Origin of the sequence: Streptomyces sp. NPDC048560 (genome assembly GCF_040650955.1) — a bacterium.
Taxonomy (GTDB): Bacteria; Actinomycetota; Actinomycetes; order Streptomycetales; family Streptomycetaceae; genus Streptomyces.
The window spans coordinates 87,036-102,370 of sequence record NZ_JBEZIJ010000003.1 but is presented as its reverse complement, the minus strand read 5'-3'; the positions used below and the strand labels follow the sequence as shown (position 1 = coordinate 102,370).

Annotated in this window: 11 protein-coding genes and 1 tRNA gene; 6 read left to right on the top strand and 6 right to left on the bottom strand. The window is 70.9% G+C overall.

Annotation, left to right across the window (positions count from 1 at the left end; all coding sequences use genetic code 11):
* Window positions 1-3: 3 nt before the first annotated feature.
* A complete protein-coding gene (locus tag AB0C82_RS10435) occupies window positions 4-822 on the top strand; it encodes an N-formylglutamate amidohydrolase (RefSeq protein WP_362838644.1) in 819 nt (272 codons plus the stop codon).
* Window positions 823-948: 126 nt separating this feature from the next.
* Here AB0C82_RS10435 and AB0C82_RS10430 read toward each other — a convergent pair whose 3' ends face one another.
* Window positions 949-2,400: an MFS transporter gene (locus AB0C82_RS10430; protein ID WP_362838641.1), complete on the bottom strand. Its 1,452-nt coding sequence runs from the start codon at window positions 2,398-2,400 to the stop codon at window positions 949-951.
* Between the two features lie 163 nt (window positions 2,401-2,563).
* Between AB0C82_RS10430 and AB0C82_RS10425 the strand changes: the two genes are divergently transcribed.
* The 4 genes from AB0C82_RS10425 to AB0C82_RS10410 all read left to right on the top strand — a co-directional run bounded on the left by AB0C82_RS10425 (window position 2,564) and on the right by AB0C82_RS10410 (window position 6,456).
* Entirely contained in the window at window positions 2,564-3,019 is a 456-nt protein-coding gene (locus tag AB0C82_RS10425) for a MarR family transcriptional regulator (RefSeq protein WP_362839807.1), read from the top strand.
* A 225-nt stretch (window positions 3,020-3,244) separates the two neighbouring features.
* On the top strand, window positions 3,245-4,909 hold the full coding sequence (locus AB0C82_RS10420) for a hypothetical protein (RefSeq protein WP_362838638.1): 1,665 nt from the start codon (window positions 3,245-3,247) through the stop codon (window positions 4,907-4,909).
* Between the two features lie 95 nt (window positions 4,910-5,004).
* Window positions 5,005-5,364, top strand: a complete 360-nt coding sequence (locus AB0C82_RS10415) for a zinc ribbon domain-containing protein YjdM (RefSeq protein WP_362838635.1) — start codon at window positions 5,005-5,007, stop codon at window positions 5,362-5,364.
* A 216-nt stretch (window positions 5,365-5,580) separates the two neighbouring features.
* Complete coding sequence (locus AB0C82_RS10410) at window positions 5,581-6,456, top strand: ABC transporter substrate-binding protein (protein ID WP_362838632.1); 876 nt, start codon at window positions 5,581-5,583, stop codon at window positions 6,454-6,456.
* Window positions 6,457-6,508: 52 nt separating this feature from the next.
* On the opposite strand, the gene AB0C82_RS10405 is transcribed toward AB0C82_RS10410, so the two are convergent.
* Complete coding sequence (locus tag AB0C82_RS10405; protein ID WP_362838629.1) at window positions 6,509-9,295, bottom strand: SpoIIE family protein phosphatase; 2,787 nt, start codon at window positions 9,293-9,295, stop codon at window positions 6,509-6,511.
* Window positions 9,296-9,508: 213 nt separating this feature from the next.
* A tRNA-Leu gene (locus AB0C82_RS10400) sits at window positions 9,509-9,596 on the bottom strand.
* A gap of 235 nt (window positions 9,597-9,831) precedes the next feature.
* Between AB0C82_RS10400 and AB0C82_RS10395 the strand changes: the two genes are divergently transcribed.
* The gene (locus AB0C82_RS10395; protein WP_362838626.1) at window positions 9,832-11,136 is read left to right on the top strand and encodes a DUF2254 domain-containing protein; all 1,305 of its coding nucleotides are present in this window, start codon (window positions 9,832-9,834) and stop codon (window positions 11,134-11,136) included.
* A gap of 21 nt (window positions 11,137-11,157) precedes the next feature.
* On the opposite strand, the gene AB0C82_RS10390 is transcribed toward AB0C82_RS10395, so the two are convergent.
* From AB0C82_RS10390 to sucC, 3 genes are all read right to left on the bottom strand, one after another.
* The gene (locus AB0C82_RS10390) at window positions 11,158-12,735 is read right to left on the bottom strand and encodes an aldehyde dehydrogenase family protein (protein WP_362838623.1); all 1,578 of its coding nucleotides are present in this window, start codon (window positions 12,733-12,735) and stop codon (window positions 11,158-11,160) included.
* 430 nt (window positions 12,736-13,165) lie between these two features.
* Window positions 13,166-14,047 (bottom strand): succinate--CoA ligase subunit alpha, encoded by an 882-nt coding sequence (gene sucD / locus AB0C82_RS10385; RefSeq protein ID WP_362838621.1) that lies wholly within the window; start codon window positions 14,045-14,047, stop codon window positions 13,166-13,168.
* A gap of 1 nt (window position 14,048) precedes the next feature.
* Window positions 14,049-15,185: an ADP-forming succinate--CoA ligase subunit beta gene (gene sucC, locus AB0C82_RS10380; protein ID WP_362838618.1), complete on the bottom strand. Its 1,137-nt coding sequence runs from the start codon at window positions 15,183-15,185 to the stop codon at window positions 14,049-14,051.
* Between the last annotated feature and the right edge of the window lie 150 nt (window positions 15,186-15,335).

The window sequence follows — 15,335 nt, the reverse complement described above, 5'->3', positions numbered from 1 at the left end:
GCCATGGGCCCCGCGCCAGAGCCGTTCCGCCTTCTGCCGGGGGCGGCCGAATCCCCGGTGCTCCTCCACGTGCCGCACGCGTCTCGTGTCATCCCGGCAGAGGTGCGGGCCGGGATCCTGCTGGACGACGAGGCCCTGGAGCGGGAGAGCGACCACATCACCGACTCCCACACCGCCGAGCTGGCGGCGCGGGCGGCGAAGGCTTCGCCCGTGGCGCCGTGGCAGTTCGTCAACGGGCTCTCCAGACTCGTGGTCGACCCGGAGCGCTTCCCGGACGACCGCGAGGAGATGCTCGCCGCCGGCATGGGGGCGGTCTACACGCACACGACGCACCGCGAGCGTCTGCGCGCCTCCGGGACCGACGCCCAGCCCTTGATCGACCGCTACTTCCATCCGTACGCGGAGGCGATGACCGCTGCCGTCGACGCACGGCTCGCCGCGACCGGCAGCGCCGTCGTCATCGACGTGCACTCCTACCCCACCGCCCCGCTGCCCTACGAACTGCACGGCGCGGGGCCGCGCCCGCCGATCTGCCTCGGCACCGACGCCTTCCACACACCGCCCTGGCTCCTCGCCGCGGCCGGGAAGGCGTTCGCCGGGTTCGGCGGGACCGGGCTGAACAGCCCCTTCCCCGGTACGTACGTGCCGCTGAAGCACTACCGCGAGGACCCCCGCGTCACCGCGCTGATGATCGAGATCCGGCGCGATGTGTACATGCGGGAGCCGGGAGGCCCTGCCGGTCCGGGCCTGACCACCCTGGCCGCGGCACTCGCCGCACTGGTGGAGGCGCTGTCGCTGGACGCGGGGCGCGCCCCGGCGTGAACGACGGCGGGGCCCGGCACGGACGACTGCCGGGCCCCGCCCGTCCGGTCAACTCCCGCGGCGCGTCGCCGCATCCACGCACGCCGTCCGGACTCATCCTGCCGACCGGATCACCGGCCGGTCACCTCACGCAGTGACCTCGGTAGCCGGAACCGGCTCGGTCGCGGCCAGGGGCCCGGAGGCCGCGGCGGGGCGTACGGGGATGAGGGAGGCGACGACCGCTGCCGCGAGGCCCACACCGCAGCCGATCAGCAACGCCGCACGGAATCCGTCCTCGGACGGCAGGAGGAATCCACCGAAGTCCGTCGTCATCTGCGCGAGGACGACGCCGATCACGGCGGCGGCGACGGAGCTGCCGATCGAGCGCATCAGCGTGTTGAAGCTGTTGGCCGACGCCGTCTCCTCCGGCGGCACCGCGCCCATGATCAGGGCGGGCATCGCCCCGTACGCCAGGCCGACGCCCGCGCTGCAGATGATGGTCACGACGAGCAGGCCCCAGGTCGAGCTGAGGAGCAGCAGCGCGGAGGCGTAGCCGACGGAGATGACCAGGCTGCCCACGACCAGGGTGACCTTGGGTCCGCGGGCGGCCGAGAGCTTGGCGCCCAGCGGCGCCAGCACCATCATCATCAGTCCGCCCGGAGCCATCCACAGCCCCATGGCCATCATCGACTGGCCCAGGCCGTATCCGGTGGCTTCCGGCAGCTGCATCAGCTGGGGCGCGACCAGCGAAGAGGCGTACATCGCGAAGCCGACCAGCACCGAGGCCGCGTTGGTCATGAGGATCTGGGGGCGCCTGGCAACCCGGAGGTCGACCAGCGGCTCGTCGCTGCGCAGTTCCCACCACGCCCAGGTGAGCAGCACGACGACCGCGACGGCGAACAGTCCGAGGGTGGTGCCGCTCGTCCAGCCCCAGTCGGAGCCCTTCGACACGGCGAGCAGCAGGGAGACGAGCCCGACGCCCAGGCCGACCGCGCCCAGTGCGTCGAAGCGCGCCGAACCGGTTCCGACCCGGCCGTCGGGCACGAACAGCCAGGCGAGCACGGCGACCAGGAGGCTCAGCGCGGCAGCGACCCAGAAGAGCACGCGCCAGCTGGCGTGCTCGGCCACGGCCGCCGAGAACGGCAGTCCGAGCGCGCCGCCCACGCCCATGGAAGCGCTCATCAGCGCGATGGACGCGCCCAGGCGCTCGGCCGGCAGCACGTCACGCAGCAGGCTGATGCCCAGCGGCACCACGCCCATGCCGAGGCCCTGCAGTCCGCGTCCCACGATCATCGGCACGACCGAGGAGGCGAGGGCGCAGACCACGGAGCCGAGGACGAGCGGCACGGTGGAGACGAGCAGCATGCGCCGCTTGCCGTACATGTCGCCGAGCCGCCCGGCCACGGGTGTGGCGACCGCGGCGGAGAGCAGCGTGGCGGTGATCACCCACGAGGCGTTGGAGGCGCTGGTGTCCAGCAGGTTCGGGAGATCTCCGATCAGCGGGACCACGAGGGTCTGCATGATCGCGGCCACGATGCCCGCGAGGGCGAGTACGCCGACGACGCGCCCGTGGCGGACATCGGGTTCGGAGCTGACCACTGTGTTTCTCCCTCGACTGTTCTCGGATCGCCTGTCGCCGACCAAGATGTGCACTATACACATGCCATGCATCATGCATATTTCGATTACCGTGCATCATGTGCGACAGGGCTGGCGAGGGCAGCCCGTACCGGAGCGAGCCAGGAGCCGATTGATGCCTCGCGTGAACAAGCCCGTACATCTGATCGAATTCGAGACCATGCTGCTCGGGCGGCACGTACACCTGTACAACCCCCGCGCCCGGCAGTCCGGCGGACGCCTGGACCGCAGCGCCTACGTCCTGCTGAGCCGCATCGAGATGGACGGCCCGATGTCCATCGGCCAGCTCAGCGACGCCTTCGGCCTGGACGCCTCCACGCTGAACCGCCAGACCGCCGCCATGCTTCGTGCCGGGGTCGTCGAGCGCATCCCGGATCCGGACGGCGGCATGGCGCGCAAGTTCAGCATCACCGCGGAGGGCGAGCACAGGCTGAACGCCGACCGCACCGAGTACACCCAGGGCCTGAACAGGGTGATGGAGGAGTGGACCCCCGAGGAGGTGGCCACCTTCGCCGGATTCCTCAAGCGCTTCAACAGCGACATCGAGCGCCTGGACGGACACGTCTGGCCCCGGCCCTGAGCCACCGCCGCACCTCCCTCGGGGACGACGCTCGACGAGCCGCGGATCACCCCCGCCGATCCGCAAAGACCCCGCAGAGACGGACAGAAGAGCCGCTGCGCATTCCATCACTTCCGTCACGGCTTGACCGAAGCACTCGGCGGAGGAGACGACATGCGAGACGGGGATGCGCGGCGCACGACGGACGGAGGGCGGTGGAGACGGTTATGGGCATGGTGTACGCCCGTGGCCGTGGCGGTCACCGCCTGCGCGCTGATGACGGCACCGGCCGCGACGGCCGCCTCGCCCGGGACCGGGGTGCGGGCCGCACAGGCGGCCCCGTGTCCCGCGCTGCCGTGCGAGGGTTCGGATCCCGGGAGCGTCACGGCCTGGCACACGGGGGGTGCGCCGAAGATCCTCAAGGAGGCGGTTCTCGCCTCGGGTTCCCGGCTCAGGCTGTACACGGGGAAGCCGGCCTGGGACACCTCGGGAACGGTCTACTCCTGGGCCGAGGTGACCCTCACCGGCACGTCGCAGGGCCGCGGCTGGCTGCGGACCGAGGAGAATCTCGGCGACGGCATCAACATCAAGTCGACGCTGGAGCACCCGCGTTCGTACCGCGACACCAACGGCACCACCGGCATGTTCCTGTATGACACGACCAGGTACGGGGTCGTGTACGCCAACGGCGCGTGCGTCACGGACGGCAAGGAGACCGGCTGCGTCAACGCCACCGTGTCCTCGGTGGTGCCCAACGGGCCGTGTACGGGATGGTGTTCCGACGCCGACCCGACCGCGATCGCCGCGTCCGACTGGTCCTACGTCGACCGCTCCGACCTCGACCGCGTGGCGCTGCCCTCCGGCGCCTCCGTCCAGAAGGTCGACGGGCGGCTCAAGCAGGGAAGCTACCTCGGCTGGGCCGAAGGCCAGCTGACGGCCTCCGGCGGCAGGTTCTGGCTGGAGGCGTGGCAGGGCGCCGGCCGCTGGGGCGAGGTGTACACCGAGTTCACACCGGAGGGAGCCTCGCGCACCACCTCCGGCTCGACCCGCGCCTACTCGTGGCTGCCCGAGCTGCGCGCCTGCGTCAGCGACAGCAGCGGAACCGCGTGCACCCGTGACCCGGACGCCACCACCACTGCCCCGGCCCAGGCGCCGTGCGCCGAACTCCCCTGCACCGGCGTCGACTCGTCGACGGTCACCGAGTGGATGCCGAACTACGAGCCGCGCCTCGTCGAGGACGCCAACGTCTACCAGGGGGGCCGGCTGCGGATCTGGCAGGGCCGTCCGGCCTGGGACCCCCACCACATGTACTACTGGGGCGACGCCGAACTCCCGACCGGCCGTACGGGCGTCTTCGCCACCCTCATGACGCACAGCAGCCCCGGCTCGGACTCCCGCGCCCAGCGCCCGGTACCCGTCCCCGGCACCCGGCTCACCGCCACGGGCAGCACGAAGATGATCGCCCTCGACCCCCTGTCGGGCAAGGTGATCGCCGGACTGGTCGTGGACGGCAGGAACTGGGCGTTCGCCACGCAGCAGGGCGACAACATGTACCTCAGCGACAAGGAGGGGACGATGGGGCCCTGCGCCACCGGCGAGATCTGCGAGGGCGTCGCGCCCTCGACGGTCACCCAGTGGGCGTCGGTCGCCACGGACTGGTCGACGGCCTCACTGCCCGGCGGACAGCGGGTCACCCTCAGCGGATCCCGTCCGTCCTGGTCCGTCTCCGACTACTACGCCTGGGCGCACACGACGGCCACGGGCACGACCGTGTGGCTGGAGGACAGGGCACCCGGCGGGACGTACACGAAGGTCGCGGCCGAGAAGGTGATGAAGGCGACGAGCGGGCAGTCGGTACGGGCCTGCATCAGCGACGGCACCACGACGGCCTGTACGAAGCCCTTGCTGTAGCGAGGACGGCAGAACAGGCGACCGCCCGGCTGGGCAAGTCCGATCGTGGCTCCCGGCCGGGCACAGCCCCTCCGACGTGCGGATACGCTGAAAGGATGATCGATACCCTCCCCCCGTGCCCGCAGTGCGCCGGCGAGTACACGTACGAGATGGGCGACCTCATGGTCTGCCCCGAGTGCGCCCACGAATGGACGCCGGCGGCACAGGAGCCGGACACCGCGGACGGCTCGGGCGAGCGGGTCCACAAGGACGCCGTGGGCAACATCCTCAGCGACGGCGACACCGTGACCGTCGTGAAGGCACTCAAGGTCAAGGGCAACCCCTCGGGCATCAGGGCCGGGACGAAGGTGCGCAACATCCGGCTCGTCGACGGGGTGGACGGCCACGACATCGACTGCAGGATCGACGGCTTCGGAGCGATGCAGCTGAAGTCCGGCGTGGTCAAGAAGGCCTGACGGGCACCTCCCGCGCTGCCGACGGCAGGCGTCAGCGCGGCGACGCGGCGGGAAGCGGCGGGAACAAGGCCCGCGCTTCGGCCGGCCGCTGCGACACCACCGCAGGACGGGTGACCCGACGCGCGCTCCGGAGTCCTCCCAAGCGACTCCGGCAGTCGTATTGTTCGGGATGATTTATGGTGAATCAAGGAGTATGCCCCTACCGGAGGTGCAACGATGCGCGCCACGGCAGCGACCGTCTCTCTGGCTGTCAGCGTGGCGCTCATCGTCGCGACATCGGCTTGCGACCAGGGCGGGTCGGAGTCGTCGAGCGCCCAGGACAGCGACTGCCCGATCTCCGGACATTACGGTGAGTTCCACCTGTCACCCGTGACGGCGGACGCTCTCACGGTCAAAACGACCCTGCCCGCGCCCGGCTGGTGGAACGGCGACACGCCGGACTCCATCAAGAGCGGCTACGAGTACTGCATGGCCGCCAACATCGCCTACCGGTCCGGACTCGACCGGCTGAAGGTGGTGAACGCCCCCTTTCCGGAGGTCGTGTCCGGCCGGACCAAGGACTTCGACCTGGCCCTGGCGCAGATCACGATCACCCCGGAACGGAGCGAGGTCGCCGAGTTCTCCCCGCCCTACCTCTCCTCGACCCTGGGAGTGCTGATCAGGGACGGAGAGAAGATCGACGAGGGCAACATCCGTGACGTGCGCATCGGAGTGGCCGAGGGCACCACGGGCGAGCAGTTCGTCGAGAAGCGCCTCAAGCCGGCCAAGCCCGTCACCGCCTTCGCCAACGACCCGGAGATGGTCAAGGCGCTGGAGGAGAAACAGATCGACGCAGTCGTCCACGACACGACGATCCTGCTGGCCTATCCCCAGAAGCAGGAGAGCAGGGTGCGCCTCGTGGGCCAGTACAGGACCGACCAGGGTTACGGCGCCCTGTACCCGAAGGGGTCACCCGACAAGGCCGAGCTGGACCGGATCATCAGGCAGCTGATCGACGACGGAACGCTCGCCAAACTGTCGGCCGTCTATCTCGGGGCCGCTTTCGGCCAGGACCCGGCCAAGATCCCGTACTTCACGGCCGACGGCTCCTGAACGCGCCGGGGCGTGCGCACACCCCGGCCGGCGATCCCGTTTCCGTCCCGCTTCACAGGTCCGCCATCAGGAGACCGCTCAGGTCCCCGGCGGCTCCGGCGTCGAGCGCCTGCTCAGCCCAGATGATCTTGCCTCGGTCGGTGTACCTGGTCCCCCAGCGGCGGGACATCTGCGCGACGAGGAACAGACCACGGCCGCCCTCGTCGGTGAAGGCAGCGCGGCGCAGGTGCGGGGAGGTGCTGGTGCCGTCGGCGACCTCGCAGATCAGGCTGTCGCGGTCGCGCAGCAGCCGCAGGCTGATGGGGCTCGCTCCGTACCGGATGGCGTTCGTCACGAGTTCGCTGAGGATCAGCTCGGTCGTGAACGCGACACCGCCGAGCCCCCAGGATTCCAGCCTTCGGGTGGCCTCGGCGCGGATCCGGGAGACGGCCGCGGGGTCGCCGGGCACCTCCCACTCCTCGACCTGCTCCGGGTCGAGCAGCCGGGTGCGTGCGACGAGCAAGGCGACATCGTCATTCGATCTGGTGCGCAGCATCGCGTCGAGCACCGCCCGGCAGGTGTCATCCGGGGTGGCGCCGTCCGTGCGGGCGAGCGCCTCCTTCAGCATGTCGAGCCCGGTGTCGATGTCACGGCCGCGGGCCTCGACCAGGCCGTCGGTGTAGAGGACCAGCCGGCTGTCGGCTGCCAGCTGGAGTACGGCCGTCTCGACCGGCAGACCGCCTCCCACGCCGAGTGGCGGGGCGACGGGGATGTCGGGGAAGGTCACGGAGCCGTCGGGCGAGACCAGCGCGGGGCCGGGATGACCGGCCCGGGCGAGCACACACCGCCCGGAGACCGGATCGTAGACCGCGTACAGGCAGGTGGCACCGGTGACGGCCTCGGTTTCACCCTCGGCCGCCGCGTCCTCGTCGATCTGGGTGATCAGGTCGTCCAGGTGCGCGAGAAGCTCGTCCGGAGGCAGGTCCAGGGCGGCGAAGTTGTGCACCGCGGTCCTCAGGCGGCCCATCGTCGCGGCGGCGTGCAGACCGTGCCCGACGACGTCGCCGACCACCAGGGCCACCCGGGCCCCCGGTAGCGGGATGACGTCGTACCAGTCGCCGCCCACCCCCGCCTGGGCGGGCAGGTACCGGTGCCCGACCTCCAGGGCGGACAGCTCGGGGAACGCGCCGGGCAGCAGGCTGCGCTGGAGAGTGACGGCCGTGGTGTGCTCGCGGGTGTATCGACGCGCGTTGTCGATGCACACGGCCGCCCGGGCGGCGAGTTCCTCGGCGGGGGACAGGTCGTCCGGCTCGAAGGGGTCCTGCTCCGAACGCCAGAACTCCACGACCCCCAGCAGTTGGCCCCGGGCCTGGAGCGGCACCGAGATCATGGAGTGGATACCGGATTCGATGACCTTCCAGGCCCGCTCCGGGTCCTGGGCCCGCCATCCGTCGGACGTGGCGAGGTCGGCCACCAGGACCGGCCGGCCGGTGGTCATACCGATCGCCACGGGGTTGCCGGGCAGGTAGCGCATCAGCGTCCCGGCAGGGTGAAGGGGCGCGTCCCCCCGGATGCCCGCGGCCGCGATACGGCGCATCTCCATGCTCGCCCTCGCTCCCGTCGGTTCACCGCCTTGCAGCACGGGCTCCACCAGCTCGACGGTGGCGAAGTCGGCGAAGCGCGGGACCGCCACCTCGGCCAGCTCCTCGGCAGTGCGCTTCATGTCGAGGGTGGTACCGATCCGCGTGCTGGCCTCGTAGAGCAGCTGCAGGCGCCCGCCCGCAACGTCCGCCCGGCCCGCGAGGGTGCGCAGCTCCGTGGTGTCCCGCAGGGTGGCCACGCTGCCCCCTTGCAGGCCCACCGGCCGCACGCTGACCGCGAGCAGGATGTCCCCGGCCAGGAAGACCTTGTCCGTGGCCGCCCGGCCCGATCCCAGCAGTCCGGCCAGTGCCGGGCTCAGCCCGAGTCCCGTGACCGGCCTGCCCTCGGCCTCCGGCGGCAAGGCGAGCAGCCGGCGCCCCTCGTCGTTGACCAGCAGCAGCCTTCCGTCACCGTCAAGGATGATCACGCCTTCACGGACCGAGTGCAGCACCGCGTCGTGGTGCTCGTACATGCGGGTCATCTCCACCGGCCCCAGACCCTGGGTCTGGCGCCGCAGACGCCCGCTGACCAGTGCCGACCCACTCGCGGCCAGCAGCAGCGCGACACCGCCGGCGGTGAAGAGCACCGGCAGCTGGTGCTCCACCACGCTGGTCACCTTGTCCACCGTGACCCCCACGGTGACGAGGCCGACGGCGGCCCCCTTCTCGTCGAATACGGCCACTGTCGAGTCGACCGCCTTCCCCAGACTGCTGTCGAACGTGTTCTGGTGGGGCTCGCCTTCGAGCGCCTGGCTGTAGGCGGTGGAGACGTGCTTCCCGATCTGGTCCGGGTCCGGGTGGGTCCACCGGAAGCCGTAAGGGCTCAGCGCCACGACGTAGTCGACGCCGGTCTTCATGCGCACCGCCTCGGCATGTGGCTGGAGCGCCTCCGTCGGGTCATCGCTCTCCATCGCCTCCGCGGTGCCGGGGGCGTTCGCGAACGACTCGGCCGCCACCAGGGACCGGTCGCCGGCTTCCTGGATCGCGCGGTTGCGGTCCTGGATCACGAGCACCACCACGGCCGTGGCGATGAGCAGGAGGACGACCACCAGCTGCAGCAGGAAGACCTGACTGGCCACGCTGCGCGGTTTCCGCAACGACAGCAGACGCCGGCCCGTCGATCGGTGACGAGCCTCCGGGGCGGCTTCCGGCGGTCCGGCCTTCGGTGGCACGCGGTCGACCCGTCGGCTCACTGGGATAAATTGCCCAAGTTTGCCCATTTTCCCAGTATCAGCGACCGGCCCGGCGGGCGCGGCTCAGGCGGAGGCCGGGCCGGGACCGCGCCGGCCCTGCCGGGCGGGTGCCGCCGCATGAAGGAAAGTGGTCCGCCGGCCGTGGCAGCCAAGGGCTCCAGGAACGACGAACGGCCGGTGAGTCAGATGACTCACCGGCCGTTCGTGAACGCACCGAGGACAATCTCATGAGCGTCTTACTGGTGTCCGAGGGGGGACTTGAACCCCCACGCCCGATAAAGGGCACTAGCACCTCAAGCTAGCGCGTCTGCCATTCCGCCACCCGGACAAGGTGTCTGTCGTTCGCGGTCTGTTTCCCCGCGGCGACAAAGAAAACAATACCAGGGGTTTGGGGTGCCCCTCACCTGCGTTTTCGGTGGTCAGTGGCGCGCGGTGGGGGCGCCGGAGGTCCCCGCCGCGCGATCCGGAGCCGACGCCTACCCGATGCGTACACGTATGGTCCGACGCGCGTACGATCCGTCGCCTGCCATGTACCGACAGTGGTCGCGGCTACCTTCGCGTCCATGAGTGATCGCGCCTACCGGCGGCCCCGCCCGCTGTCCCCCGTGCGTGAGCATCTGCGCGACACGTTCTGGTTCGCTCCGACGCTGGGGCTGCTCAGCACCTTCGCGCTCTGGTGGGTGGCGTCCACCCTGGATACGGAGATCGTCGAGCGACTCCAGGACGCGCGGGCGTACGACGAGGTCAGTGAGCTGATCTCGTTCTCCGCGGATGCCCGGACGATCGTCACCACGATCAGCTCGGCGATGATGACCTTCATCGGTGTGGTCTTCAGCATCTCGCTCGTGGCCGTGCAGATGGCCAGCGGTCAGTTCACGCCCCGGGTCGTACGGATCTTCGTGCGGAGCCGGATCAGCAAGCTCACGCTCACCGTGTTCCTGGCGACGTTCTCCTTCTCGCTGCTCGTCCTGACCTCGTACGAGAGCGAGACCGATCCACGGCTCGTCACGTCCGTCCCCCTGCTGCAGAGCCTGCTGACGCTGGGCATGGTCGGACTGAGTCTGCTGCTGTTCATCGCCTACGTCAGTTCCACCCTGCGGCTCATGCAGGTCGGGCCCGTCCTCGACCACATCACGCGCCATTCCTTCCGCGTGCTGGCTCGGGTGCCGGTCGGAGCGCCGGAGGAAGCGCCGCTCGCGGCCGAGACCGCGCAGATCATGCACTGGGGCCGGGCGGGAGTGCTCCAGGACGTGAACGTCGCACGGCTCGTGCGGGCCGCGCGGCGGCAGGGTGTCGTACTCCGCCTGATTCCGCGGATCGGGGACTTCGTGGTGCCGGGCACTCCTGTGCTCGCCGTCCACGGTGGGCCGGCGCCGCCCCGGGTCGCGCTGCGGTACACGATGTCCGTCGGCGTCGAGCGCACCCTGCACCAGGATCTGGCGTTCGGGCTGCGCCAGTTGTCCGACATCGCGCTGCGGGCCCTGTCGACGTCCGTGAACGATCCGACGACCGCCGTGCAGTGCCTGGACCGGATCGTGCAGTTCCTCGCCGCGGTGGTGAACCGGCCGCTGGGGACCGTGCATCACCGGGACGGCCGGGGCGAGGTCAGGCTCGTGCAGGACGTACCGGGCTGGACGGACCTGGTCGATCTGGCCTTCGAGGAGATCCGCTGGTGCGCGGTCGGCAGCCCGCAGGTCACGCGGCGGCTGCTGGCCGGAATCGGGGACCTGATGCTGCTGGCCCCGGAGGGGCGCAGGAAACCGCTGGTCAGGCACCGTGCGCTGCTGGTGCAGTCGGTGGAGCGCACGGTGCCCGAGGCGGCCGGGCGGGAGTTCGCGCTGTTCCCGGATCATCAGGGGATCGGCTGAGGATGCGGGGCCGGCGGCGGGTTACGGCATGAGGTGGTGGTCCGGGAAGTTGCCCGGGAGCCGTTCCGTGGCGGGGCCCTCGGTGACGGCCCGGACGAGCAGTTCACCGCCCACGAACGCGCCGCGCCAGGAGGCGCCGAAGCCCCCGAAGAGTTCGTCGCGGTCGCCACGGGACCTCGGAGTGCCGTGGCCGGTCTTGAAGGCGCGGATCTGCGGGGCAAGGCGGTCGTACGTGGCCGGGTCGTCGGTGGACAGGGTGGCGACCAGCGCGCCGTTCGAGGCGTTCATCGCAGCCAGGAGTTCCGCCTCGGTGTCGACCAGGACGATCGTGTCGACGGGCCCGAAGGGTTCCGCGTGGTGGAGCGGGGACGACGGGGGCGGGTTGAGGAGGGTGACCGGGTGGAGGTAAGCACCCGTGTCCTGGCCGGGGAGGAACAGGGCGTCCGACACGCTGCCCCGGTGCAGCGGCACGGCGCCCCGGTCGATGGCTTCGGTGACCTGGTCGGCGAGTTCCTTCGCCTTGGCGGCGTTGATGAGCGGGCCGAAGTCCAGGGTGGGGAGCGGGTCGGAGGGGTGCGCCACCGCGAGCGGGTGGCCGGTGCGGAGGGAGCGTACGGCGGGGAGGTACGCGGCCAGGAAGTCGGCGAACAGGGTCCGCTGGACGACGAAGCGGGGATACGCCGTGCAGCGCTGCTTGCCGTAGTCGAAGAGCTTCGGGATCACGGCGGTGAGCGCCGGCCAGTCCGTGAAGTTCCAGATGCCCCAGGTGTTGAGGCCCTCCTGTTCGAGGATGTGGCGCTTGCCGAGGTCGGCGACGGCGGTGGCGATACGGGCGCCGGTGTCGCGTCCTCCGACGAAGGAGACGCAGCCGATCTCGGGTGAGCGGACGAGGGGCGCCGAGAGTTCGCTGCCGCTGCCGCTGAGGAGGGTGAGGGGGATGCCCTCGCGGGCGGCGAGGGCACAGGCGAGCGTGAGACAGGCGACGCCTCCGTCGGTGGGGGTCTTGGCTATGACCGCGTTGCCTGCGAGCGCCTGTACGAGCATGGCGTGCACCAGGACCGACATCGGGTAGTTCCAGCTGGCGATGTTGGAGACCGGGCCGGGGAGCGGGGTGCGGTCGGTGAGCATCCGGTCGATGTGATCGACGTACCAGCGCACGCCGTCGATGGCGCGGTCCACGTCGGCCTGGGCGAGGCGCCAGGGTTTGCCGATCTCCCAGACCAGGAGGAGGGCGAGCAGCTCGCGGTGCTCGGTGAGCGCGTCGAGGGCGGCCGACACGCGGGCGCGGCGTTCGGGGAGGGGGACGTGGCGCCAGGCGCGGTGCTGGTCGAGCGAGGCGCGAACCGCGTGCTGGGCGGTGGTCGCGTCGAGGCGCGGCGGGCCTGCGATGGGGGTGCCGTCTATGGGGCTCGTGGCGGGGAGGGTGCGGCCGTCCTGCTGCCAGGCCGCCTGCCAGAGGTTGCGGACGTGGTCGTCCTGGAAGGCCTCGGGGGCGGCGGTCCGGCAGCGGTGCCAGGCGTCTGTCCAGGCGGTCCCGGGTTTGAGGGTGGGGGTGGGGGTGGGGGTGGGGCCGGCGGGTGCGGGCTTCGGAGGTGTCATGGGTTCTCCGCTCTCGGTGCACGGTCGGGGCGGGGGTGAGGTGGGGTGAGGTGGGGCTGGGTTGGGGTGGTGGGTGAGGGATGCGGGTTGCGTGTGCGGGTGGCGGGGCGCCTGCGGCGGGCCTTGTCCCCGCCCCTTCCGTAACCGGGCTCCGCCCCGGACCCCGGTCCTCAGACGCCGGACGGGCTGGGAGCGGGCGCCCCGGGGCGTGGGGCGGAGGGCCCCCTGTGACACCGACAGGCTGAGAGAGGTGCCCCGGGGCGCACGGTGGACGATGCCCCGGGACGCCGGACGGGCGGTGGAGGATCCCCGGGGTGGACGGGAGACAACACCCTGGGACACCGACGGTTGCGGAGGTGCCCCAGGGTGCAGGGGCCCCGGGAGCGCGATGGCCCCGGGCGCACACCCCGGGGTGCAGGCGCCCTGGGGGCTACGTGCGCAGGTGGTTCAGTACCAGCTTCGCCGTTTCCGTCGGGGTGGCGCCGACTCGTACGCCCGCTTCCTCCAGGGCCTTCCTCTTCGCCTCCGCCGTGCCCGACGAACCCGAGACGATCGCTCCCGCGTGGCCCATCGTCTTGCCCTCCGGGGCGGTGAAGCCCGCGATGTAGGCGATCACCGGTTTGGTGATGTGGGCGGCGATGTGGGCCGCGGCCCGTTCCTCCGCGTCGCCGCCTATCTCGCCTATCAGGACGATGAGTTCGGTGTCCGGGTCGTTCTCGAAGGCCGTGAGGCAGTCGATGTGGGTGGTGCCGATGACCGGATCGCCGCCGATGCCCACAGCTGACGAGAAGCCCGTGTCGCGCAGCTCGTGCATCAGTTGGTAGGTGAGGGTGCCGGACTTGGAGACCAGACCGATGCGGCCGGGGCGCGTGGCGATGTCCGCCGGGATGATGCCCGCGTTCGACTGGCCGGGGCTGATGATGCCGGGGCAGTTGGGGCCGAGGATCCGGGTGCCCCGGGCGCGGGCGTGGGCGTGGAAGGCGACCGCGTCGTGGACCGGGATGCCTTCCGTGATCACCACGGCCAGGCCGATGCCCGCGTCGGCCGCCTCGATGACGGCCTCCTTGGCGAACGGCGGGGGTACGAAGACCACGGTGACGTCCGCCCCGGTCGCGTCCCTTCCCTCGCGTACCGAGCCGAATACGGGGATCGCCCTGCCGTCGAGGTCCACCGTCCGGCCGGCCTTGCGCGGGTTGACGCCGCCGACGATCTGGGTGCCCGCCGCGAGCATCCGGCGGGTGTGCTTCATGCCTTCGGCGCCGGTCATGCCCTGGACGAGGACCTTGCTCTCCTTGGTCAGGAAGATTGCCATGTCAGTGCCCTCCCAGGGCCAGTCGGCTTGCTCGGTGCGCGGCGCCGTCCATCGTCGTGAGCTGCTGGACCAGAGGGTGTGCCCGGTCGTCGAGGATGGCCCGTCCGCGGGCGGCGCTGTTGCCGTCGAGCCGTACGACGAGCGGTTTGGTCAGATGGACGGTCTCCAGTGCCTGGACGATGCCGTCCGCCACGGCATCGCACGCGGTGATGCCGCCGAAGACGTTGACGAAGACCGACTTCACGGCCGGGTCGGAGAGGATGACCGTCAGACCGTCGGCCATCACGCGGGCGGAGGCTCCGCCGCCGATGTCGAGGAAGTTGGCCGGGCGGGCACCGCAGCCGGCCACGACGTCGAGGGTGGACATGACGAGCCCGGCGCCGTTGCCGATGATGCCCACCTCGCCGTCGAGCTTGACGTAGTTGAGGCCCTTGGCCGCCGCGGCGGCCTCCAGCGGGTCCCCGTGCGGGTCTTCGGAGTCCGCCCCCCGACGCGACTGCCGGAAGCGGGCGTTGTCGTCGAGCGTCACCTTTCCGTCGAGGGCAAGGATCCGCCCGTCGGTGGTGCGGACGAGCGGGTTGACCTCGACGAGGAGGGCGTCCTCCCGGGTGAGGACCTGCCACAGCGCCTGGAGGACGGGCCCGGCGGCCGCGGGAAGTGACGCCGCTTCGGCGATGTGCGCCGCCTTGGCCGCCGTGACTCCCTCGACGGGGTCGACGGGGATGCGGGCCACTGCTTCCGGGCGGGTGGCCGCGACCTCCTCGATGTCCATGCCGCCCTCGGCGGACGCGATGGCGAGGAAGGTACCGGCCGCCCGGTCGAGTACGTAGCCGACGTAGAACTCCGCCTCGATGTCCACGGGTTGGGCGATCATGACCGTCCGCACCCGGTGGCCCTTGATGTCCATGCCGAGGATCTGGCGTGCGGTGAGGGCTGCCGCCGCCGGGTCGGCGGCGACTTTCACCCCGCCCGCCTTGCCGCGACCGCCCGTCTTGACCTGCGCTTTCACTACGACCCTGCCGCCCAGCCTGACGGCCGCCTCCTGGGCGGCCCGGGGCCGGTCGACGACCTCGGCATCGGGTACCGCGATGCCGTAATCCGCGAAGAGTTGCCTTGCCTGGTGCTCGTACAGATCCATAGCCACTCCCGATCGTGCCGATTGTGAAAGTGCCGCACGCCCCCTGGACACCACCCACCGGATGCGGGATAACAAGCTTCATACAGTATTCGTCGACTGTATGCAATGTACCGCGAGAGCGGCACAGCGGCTCCCGCACTCCCCTACGAA